General features: G+C 46.0%; 9 protein-coding genes. 5 read left to right on the plus strand and 4 right to left on the minus strand.

What is annotated here, in order from left to right:
• The first annotated feature begins 26 nt into the window (after positions 1–26).
• Both ACFQ2O_RS17290 and ACFQ2O_RS17295 read left to right on the plus strand, forming a co-directional pair.
• Positions 27–758 carry an MlaE family ABC transporter permease gene (locus tag ACFQ2O_RS17290; protein ID WP_377530669.1) on the plus strand — a complete coding sequence of 244 codons (732 nt, stop codon included), beginning with the start codon at positions 27–29 and terminating at the stop codon, positions 756–758.
• A gap of 68 nt (positions 759–826) precedes the next feature.
• Positions 827–1,603 carry an ABC transporter ATP-binding protein gene (locus ACFQ2O_RS17295; protein ID WP_377530673.1) on the plus strand — a complete coding sequence of 259 codons (777 nt, stop codon included), beginning with the start codon at positions 827–829 and terminating at the stop codon, positions 1,601–1,603.
• A gap of 86 nt (positions 1,604–1,689) precedes the next feature.
• On the opposite strand, the gene ACFQ2O_RS17300 is transcribed toward ACFQ2O_RS17295, so the two are convergent.
• The 4 genes from ACFQ2O_RS17300 to ACFQ2O_RS17315 all read right to left on the minus strand — a co-directional run bounded on the left by ACFQ2O_RS17300 (position 1,690) and on the right by ACFQ2O_RS17315 (position 5,453).
• Positions 1,690–2,991 (minus strand): NupC/NupG family nucleoside CNT transporter, encoded by a 1,302-nt coding sequence (locus ACFQ2O_RS17300; RefSeq protein WP_377530675.1) that lies wholly within the window; start codon positions 2,989–2,991, stop codon positions 1,690–1,692.
• A gap of 113 nt (positions 2,992–3,104) precedes the next feature.
• Complete coding sequence (locus ACFQ2O_RS17305; protein WP_377530678.1) at positions 3,105–3,713, minus strand: bifunctional nuclease family protein; 609 nt, start codon at positions 3,711–3,713, stop codon at positions 3,105–3,107.
• A gap of 18 nt (positions 3,714–3,731) precedes the next feature.
• Positions 3,732–4,709 (minus strand): electron transfer flavoprotein subunit alpha/FixB family protein, encoded by a 978-nt coding sequence (locus tag ACFQ2O_RS17310; protein ID WP_377530681.1) that lies wholly within the window; start codon positions 4,707–4,709, stop codon positions 3,732–3,734.
• A 3-nt stretch (positions 4,710–4,712) separates the two neighbouring features.
• Entirely contained in the window at positions 4,713–5,453 is a 741-nt protein-coding gene (locus tag ACFQ2O_RS17315) for an electron transfer flavoprotein subunit beta/FixA family protein (RefSeq protein WP_377530684.1), read from the minus strand.
• Between the two features lie 65 nt (positions 5,454–5,518).
• Here ACFQ2O_RS17315 and ACFQ2O_RS17320 point away from each other — a divergent pair, with 65 nt between their 5' ends.
• The 3 genes from ACFQ2O_RS17320 to ACFQ2O_RS17330 all read left to right on the plus strand — a co-directional run.
• Positions 5,519–5,851: a tetratricopeptide repeat protein gene (locus tag ACFQ2O_RS17320; RefSeq protein WP_377530687.1), complete on the plus strand. Its 333-nt coding sequence runs from the start codon at positions 5,519–5,521 to the stop codon at positions 5,849–5,851.
• A 1,182-nt stretch (positions 5,852–7,033) separates the two neighbouring features.
• Positions 7,034–7,990 (plus strand): type IIL restriction-modification enzyme MmeI, encoded by a 957-nt coding sequence (locus tag ACFQ2O_RS17325; protein WP_377530689.1) that lies wholly within the window; start codon positions 7,034–7,036, stop codon positions 7,988–7,990.
• Positions 7,991–8,086: 96 nt separating this feature from the next.
• A partial coding sequence (locus tag ACFQ2O_RS17330; protein WP_377530692.1) for an Eco57I restriction-modification methylase domain-containing protein occupies positions 8,087–8,937 on the plus strand: 851 nt, incomplete at its 3' end.

Below are 8,937 nucleotides of genomic sequence, written 5' to 3' on the forward strand. Positions count from 1 at the left end.
AACCTTAATTACCTGATACCCGCAATATGTTGCAAAAATTTGGAGAATATCTAATATTCATGAAGAGCCTTTTTGCCCGGGCTGAGTCACCTAAAATTATTTTTAACCGCACAATAGATGAAGCTATTCTGATAGGGATTAACTCTGTTTTTATAGTTGCCATAGTAGCCACTTTTATTGGCGCGGTTACGGCTGTACAAATATCTTATAACTTAGATAACGCCTTGATTCCTCGCTCTACGATAGGCTTCATGGTGCGTGAAATGACCATTCTTGAGCTTGCCCCTACCATTACCTCTATCGTGCTGGCAGGTAAAGTTGGCTCCAGCATAGCCGGTGGCCTGGGCACTATGCAGATAACCGAGCAGGTAGATGCCCTTGAAGTAATGGGTATAAACTCTGCCTCCTATCTGGTGTTGCCTAAAATTATGGCTTCTCTCATTGTTTTCCCTCTATTGGTGATAATCGCTATGTTTTTAGGTATTGCAGGAGGTTATATAGCCGGAACAGCAACCGGTGAAATAACCGGACAAGAATACATTTCAGGACTTCGGGGTGATTTTATACCATACAATGTGCTGTTTGCACTGATCAAATCATTTGTTTTTGCTTTCCTCATATCCTCTATCTCTTCTTTCAGAGGATACTTTACCTCAGGCGGAGCTTTAGAAGTAGGAGCTGCCAGCACAGCAGCAGTAACTAACAGTGTTATTGCTGTTTTAATTGCAGATTTTGTTTGTGCGCAGTTGTTGCTGTAGCAGTACCTATACGCATACCCACAGCCGCTACAGTATTGGCAGCTGTTTAAATTCTCGTTGATAAACCCATGATTGAAATACATAACATACATAAATCATTTGATGGCAAGAAAGTCCTGGATGGCGTTAGCGGCGTGTTTGAAACCGGCAAGACCAACTTGTTGCTTGGCGCCAGTGGTACCGGTAAAAGCGTACTTCTGAAGTGCATTGTAGGACTGATTAAGCCTGATTTAGGTAGTGTAACCTTTGACGGCACCTACTTTACAAATAACAAGCTGGATATTCGCCAGGAGATTCGCCGTAAGATCGGGATGCTGTTTCAGGGATCTGCTCTTTTTGACTCTATGACAGTAGAGGAAAATGTAGAGTTTCCGCTCCGGATGCTTACTGAAATGAACAGAGAAGAAAGGCTGGACCGGGTAAACTTTTGCCTGAAGCGGGTTGGTTTGGAAAATGCGAACAAAAAGATGCCTTCTGAAATAAGCGGAGGTATGATGAAGCGTGTGGGTATAGCCCGTGCTATAGCTCCGCACTGTACGTATCTCTTCTGCGATGAACCTAACTCTGGCTTAGACCCTCTTACTGCCATAAAAATAGACGCACTTATCGCTGAGATTACAGAAGAGTATGACATCACCACCATCATCGTAACGCATGATATGAACTCTGTGATCGAGATCGGAGATAAAATCATGTTTCTTTACCAAGGTCAGAAGTTGTGGGAAGGTAGTAACGATGAGATTATGGACACAGATGTGAAAGAGCTAAATGAATTTATTTTCGCCAACCGCTTGATGCGTGACGCAAAAAAAGTGGAGGATGAAGGTGGCCACAGCGATCTTTAGGAGTACAAGTAGCAAAATCAGTCCTAAACAAATAAGGCCGCTGCAGTTCACTGCAGCGGCCTTATTTGTTATACGTGAAGCACTAATTATATGCCGTACAGCATGCCGGCTACCGTAGCAGTCATCATACAGGCCAAGGAAGCTCCTAACAATGCCAGAAAGCCAAGTTTAGATAAATTTCCCTGCTGGTTTGGAGCCATACTTCCAATGCCTCCCACCTGGATGGCAATAGAGCTGAAGTTAGAGAAACCACACAGGGCATAAGTAGACATGATCAATGCTTTCTCGCCCAGCAAACCAGCGGCTTTCATATTAGCCAGATCCAGATAAGCTACAAACTCGTTCACGGCTGTTTTCTGGCCAAGTAAACTTCCTACTAAAAGGGTATCCTCCCAAGGCACTCCCATAATGAAAGCGAAAACCCGGAAAATCTGTCCTAGTATATACTGGAAAGAGAAGCCATCAAATTGACCGCTTGTACTCGCTATTACAAACTCATTCAAACCCGTTATGCTGCCAAGCTTTATCAGCATGTAGTTTAGCATGGCGATAACTGCGATAAAGGCCAGTAACATACCGCCAACGTTCGCAGCCAGCCTCAAACCATCACTTGCACCACGGCTCAAAGCATCTACCAGGTTCACACCCAATTGCTCCTCATTTACTTCCAGTTCTGTGTTGATCTTATCATGCTCTGTTTCCGGCACCAGAATCTTAGCCAGCACAATACCTGCCGGTGCGTTCATGATGGAAGCTGTGAGCAAATGAGCAGCAAACATTGCCTGCTGGTTCAGGTCATTTCCACCCAGGAAGGCAACATAGGCTGCGAGCACACCACCTGCCAGCGTGGCCATACCACCTGTCATCAAGCACATTAATTCGGAGCGGGTCATGCGGCCAATAAAAGGCCGAACAAGTAAAGGTGCTTCTGTTTGGCCTAAGAAAATGTTACCGGCAGCCGATAAACTTTCGGCTCCTGAAAGCCGCATACCTTTAGACATAACCCAGGCAATGCCGAAAACGATCTTCTGAAGGACTCCAAGGTAATATAAACCGGCAGAAACAGTAGAAAAGAAGATGATGGTGGGAAGAACAGAGAAAGCGAAAATAAAACCTAATCCATTGTTTTTAGCAGGATTGGCAAGATCACCGAATAGAAATTCAGCACCTGCCTGCGAAAAGCTCAACAGCTTTACAAACATCTTACTGACAAAGGCAAAACCGTCAGCCACGATAGGTACCTGCGTTACCAGCACCCCGAAAAGAACCTGAAGAAAAACACCAAAAGCAACCAGCTTCCAGTCAATGGCTTTCCTGTTTTTTGAGAAAAGAATGGCAATCCCTACCAGAACTATAAGGCCACCAACACCCCTAAGAATATCGTACATTATCGATGTTTGAAAGAAAAATATCCGTCAAAATTAAGCCGATTATCTTACAAAACAAAAAGGTTCGATGCCTCGTAGACACCGAACCTTTTAAATCTATACTTGAGGTTAAATCAGTTGCGTTTGTTCAACTCATCCCGGATTTTAGCGGCCTTCTCGTAGTCCTCTTTTTCGAGTGCTTCGTTCAGCATTTTATTCAAGTCATCTACAGATGTTTGGTTCAAAGGTTCCTTAGAGCCTGAGGAGGCAGATGAACTGCTGCTGGAGCTTTTCATGTTAATCTCGTCATTCTCCTCTTCATCCTCTTCCAGATCGCTTAAGATAATGCCAGCTTCTGACAGCACACTCTCCACCGTGTAAATCGGCACCCCGAAACGAAGGCCAATGGCGATGGCATCAGAAGGGCGGGCATCGAGCTCAAAATCTTTTGTACCATCGGTACATACTATTCTGGAGTAGAACACACCTTCTTTCAGATCTGAAATCATGATTTCTGTTACACGCACATCCATCTCCTCAGCAAATGATTTGAACAGGTCGTGCGTGAGCGGGCGGTTAGGATTTATCTTCTCTATCTGGATAGCAATGGATTGTGCCTCAAACATGCCAATGATGATGGGCAGCCGCCTATTTCCTTCTCTCTCTCCCAGCACCAACGCAAACGATCCTGTCTGCGACTGACTGGAGGAAAGACCGAGTATCTCCAACTGAATTTTCTTCACAATATCTTCTTCTAAAGTCTATTTGTCTAAAGCTTTTGCAGCTTCTATTATTTTAGGAACGATCTCAAAGGCATCGCCAACAATACCGTAATCAGCGGCTTTGAAGAACGGGGCTTCAGGATCCTTATTAATAACGACAATCACTTTAGAAGAGTTAACCCCAGCCAGGTGCTGAATGGCTCCGGAGATACCAATAGCGATGTATAAATTAGGGCTAACAGTTATACCAGTCTGGCCAACGTGCTCATGGTGAGGTCTCCAGTCCATATCAGATACAGGTTTAGAGCAAGCAGTGGCTGCACCTAATTCTTTTGCAAGATCCTCTACAAGGTGCCAGTTTTCTGGTCCTTTCAAACCGCGGCCACCTGATACTACGATCTCCGCCTCCGGCAGCAGCACGCCACCATTTGTATCCTGCATGACTGTTTCCTTTGGAGAAACAGAGAAGTCTGCATCCGCCAGGTCAGCAGAGAAGCTTTCTACAGTAGCTGACCCACCAGCTGAAGCAATATCAATGGAGTTTTTCTTGATCGCTACGATTTTCAGATCAGCAGTAAGTGCCACATCGGCAAAAGCCTTGCCTGAGAACACGCCTCTGGTCACTGTAAACGAACCACCATCCGTTTTAGGTAGAGAAGTTACGTTTGTTGCCAAAGAGCCATTCAGACGAACAGCCAGCTTTGCCCCTACAGCCGCACCAATGTTTGAGTTAGAGAACACCAGCACTTTGGCATCTTCCTGCTGCACAGCTTTAGCTATTACCTTTACATAGGCATCTGCAATAAACTGGTTCAGACGGCTATCGCCATCATACAACACTTTGCTAATGCCCTGCTCGCCTAACTGTGCAAGCGCATCTTCCTGCACATCGCCAATGGCAATGGCTGTAGTGGTTGTGCCGAGCTGCTGTGCTACCTGGCTACCATAGGATGCAGCCTCTAATGAGGACTTTTTGATCTCTCCGTTAAGACCTTCTACAAATACTAATACAGACATATCTTATAGTACTTTAGCTTCGTTTCTCAATAATGAAATAAGTTCTCCTGCATTTTCAGGATCAATCATCTTCACGCCGCCTTTTTTCTCAGGCTTGCTGAAGTTGACGTAATCTGCTTTCACTTCAGCACCAACTGGCTCTCTTACTGCCAATGGCTTTGTACGTGCCGTCATGATTCCGCGCATGTTCGGGATACGAGGCTCAGACATAGGCTGCTGTGCGCTGGCAATAAATGGCAGTTTCACTTCAACTACTTCTTTACCACCTTCAATCTCGCGCTCCAGCACAGCTGTGCTGTCGTCTACCAGGTCCAGCTTAAATGCAGGAACAATAGATGGGATACCCAGCATTTCGCCTACCATGTTATGCACCTGAGAGCCGTTATAGTCAATTGACTCTTTGCCCATCAGGATCATATCGTAGTTGTTTTCTTTTGCCACGGCAGTAATCTGCTGCGCCACGAAGAAAGCATCTTTCGGGTTAGCGTTAACGCGAATCGCATCGTCTGCACCAATGGCAAGCGCTTTGCGAATGTTTGGCTCGGTATCGGCCTCACCTACGTTTAATACGGTGACAGTGCCGCCTTTGGCTTCTTTCAGCTCAATGGCTCTAGTCAGTGCGTATTCATCCCAAGGGTTGATTACGAACTGCACACCGTTTTTGTCAAATTCTTTGTTATCAGCCGTAAAGTTGATCTTGGATGTCGTATCCGGAACGTTACTGATGCAAACTAATATTTTCATGGTTAGAAATGTTAGCTTTTAAAATTAGATTTGTGCGAAGTTAATTAAAATATAGCCAATTCGAAATGAATCAAAGCAGATTAGAACAGCTCTTCAAGTTCCTGGAAGACGACCCAAACGACGCGTTTACGTTATACGCCATCGCTACTGAATATCGTAACGAAGACCCGCAAAAAGCGTTGGAATATTACGAAAAATTACTGGCCGAACACGAGAATTACGTTGGCACCTACTACCATGCTGCCAAGCTATACGAAGAGCTGGGGCAGCCGAGGGTGGCAGAGCAAACCTACAAAAAAGGAATGCAGATTAGCCGCCAGGAAGGTAACATGCACGCGTTCTCTGAACTGCAGCAAGCCTACAACAAAATGATGGGCCTGGACTATGAAGACGACTAACCGGCTATCAGTCTTTTTCCGAACCGCTATGCATCAAAAATAGTATGCATGCAGCATATATCCAAATGCTATAGTAATAACTTGTTTAGCGGTGTTTTGTTACAGTCAGCCTTTCCTGTACCAGGATTTGCGGAATGGCGGGTATAGCAGGATGAGGTAGTGCCCGGTTTTGCTGAGGTTGCTTCGTAGCTCCCGTGGGTCAACCACCCTACCCCTCCTTGTCTAAGGAGGGGAATCTGTTGCTACCATTTCGGAAGCATACGTTTCATAGTTGTCGGTATTCAGCGGACAGGTCGCGACCTATCCCTACGAAGCAACCCACCCCTGCCCCTCCGAGGAGGGGAATTTCATCTGTAGCCATTTTTCAGGTTGAAGCTCCGTAAGCGCTGGCACTTGAAATTGATCCCAGTCCTTGGGTTGAGCGCCTATGCGAGCTTTTCCGGTGACGAGCGAGAGCGAGGCAACCCGAGGCACGAGTAAGAGGGCCCCTACCCAGAAAGAGCCCTCGCGAGCTTGAGCGCTCCAAAGTAAAAGGTGAAACGATAGGTGTTTGGGAGCTAGAGAATAGGCGGCAGCTAGAAAGAATAGTTTGGATGAAGTTGTAAGAAACAGAGGCAGTATAAGTCAAAAGCGGACGCTTGTGCCAGAAATGTTATTACTCGAGGTTAACAAGATGGCTTGAAAAGCCAGTTGAGTCAGAAACTCAACACCATAAAAGCACACAAGTCTGAAGACTTGCTGCAAGCTAGCGCCAGCTGGAGAAGATATGCATTTTCCGGCAGTATATGGAAGTATGAATCGCAGGTGTGCTTGCATCAGGTGTAGCAGAGCTTATCGTTGGTATTCCTTACAGAGGTAAGAGCATGTTTGAAATTCATCCTTTGCGCTGCAAGCTGTCTGTAAAGGAACCAGGCTTCACGCTTTTCTCGCCCCATAGCGTTGCTATGAAGTTCTAAAACCACTTTGCCAGAACCCTTTCCAAGCAACTTTCGCATGCAAAAACGAAATTTAAACAAGCTCTAAGCCAAAAAACACGTCTTCGCTGTACTTTAGAAATCCTGCAAATCCATTTTAATCCTGCAAATCCTGATTCCGACATTTTCTAAAATCCTGCTCTTTAGAGCACCCTGCAAATCCCGATTTATTCAATTTATACTATCTTGGTTCCTGATTCAGAAAACTATGGCATTCTTCCAGACTTCGGTTACAAACAAGTATTTAAAAGCAGTAGACAAGGACGTTCTTAACGCAGCCTATGGCCGCTTTAAAAGCCACTTCCACAACCCCGAAATTCAGGAGAACATCCGCAACAGCAAGGAAGAACAGTACCAGGGTGAGTTTCTGATTGATCTGTTTGTGAACGTGCTGGGCTATACCAAAAACCCAACGCCTAACTATAACCTGACCACCGAGCACAAAAACGTAAAGGACAGCAAAAAAGCGGACGGCGCTATACTTATAAACGGTGCCGTGAAAGCGGTGATCGAGCTGAAAGGCACCAACACCACCGACCTGGGCAAAATTGAAGAACAAGCCTTCGGCTATAAAAACAACCAGCCCGGCTGCGTGTACGTGATTACCTCTAACTTCGAGAAGCTGCGGTTGTATATCGACAATGCCGTGGAGCACCTGGAGTTTAATTTGTTCTTGCTCACCGAAAAAGATTTTGCCCTGCTATACCTGTGCCTGTCCTACGAGCACATGGCCAAGGGCACGCCCAAGAAAATAAAGGACGAATCGGTTAGCCAGGAGGATGTTATTACCAAGGAGCTGTACAAAGACTACTCGCGGTTTAAGCGCGAACTGTACCAGAACCTGGTGGCGCTTAACCCTGCTTTTGAGCCCCTGGACCTGTTCCGGAAATCGCAGAAGCTGCTGGATAGGTTCCTGTTTTTGTTTTTTGCCGAAGACCGCCAGCTGCTGCCGCCCAACTCTGTGCGACTTATACTTAACCAGTGGCGCACCCTGCAGGACCTGGACGTAGAAGTACCACTGTACGACAGGTTTAAAAAGTACTTCGGCTACCTGAACACCGGCTACAAAGGCAAAACCTACGATGTTTTTGCCTACAATGGCGGTTTGTTTAAGCCCGATGCTGTGCTGGATGCAATCGTGATGGACGACGAGCTGCTGTACTAACACGCCCTGAAGCTATCGGAGTATGATTTTGCCAGCGAGGTAGACGTAAACATCCTGGGGCACATTTTTGAAAACTCTCTCAACGAGCTTGACGAGGTGAAGGCCCAGCTCGATGGCCAGACCATAGACAAAGCCAGCACCAAGCGCAAAAAGGACGGTGTTTTTTACACGCCCAAGTACATCACCAAGTATATTGTAGAGAACACCATCGGCAAGCTTTGCACCGAGAAGAAGACTGAACTGCAACTAAATGATGAAGACTATACCGCCGACCGGAAAAGGCAGATTAAAACCAAGAAGGCGCTGGACGATAAACTAAAAACTTACCGCGACTGGCTGCTGCAACTCACCATCTGCGACCCTGCCTGCGGCTCAGGCGCTTTCCTGAACCAAGCGTTGGATTTCCTGATAGCCGAGCACCGCTACATTGACGAACTGCAGGCCAAGCTTTCGGGCTTCTCGCTGGTGCTGAGCGATGTGGAGAAAAGCATTCTGGAAAACAACCTGTTTGGCGTAGACCTGAACGAGGAAAGCGTGGAGATTGCCAAACTCAGTTTGTGGCTGCGTACCGCACAGCCCAACCGCAAGCTCAACGACCTGAACAACAACATTAAGTGCGGCAACTCTTTGATAGACGACCCCGAAGTAGCCGGCGACAAAGCTTTTAACTGGCAGCAGGCCTTCCCGCAGGTGTTCGAGAAAGGCGGTTTTGATGTGGTGATCGGAAATCCGCCGTATGGGGCAAAAATTTCTAAGTCTGAAGTTTCTTTTATCATAAGAAGATATTCAAGTTTTGGCATTAGCACCAGTTTAACAGATACATATTTTTCTTTCTATGCTCTAAGCTTAATGGAACTAGTTAATCTTAATGGCTTAGTTGGTTTTATAACACCAAACACATGGCGTTTAATAGAGAGTGGTAAAAGTTTCAGAAGTAACATAACTTC

The organism is Pontibacter rugosus, assembly GCF_042678745.1.
Taxonomy (GTDB): Bacteria; Bacteroidota; Bacteroidia; order Cytophagales; family Hymenobacteraceae; genus Pontibacter; species Pontibacter rugosus.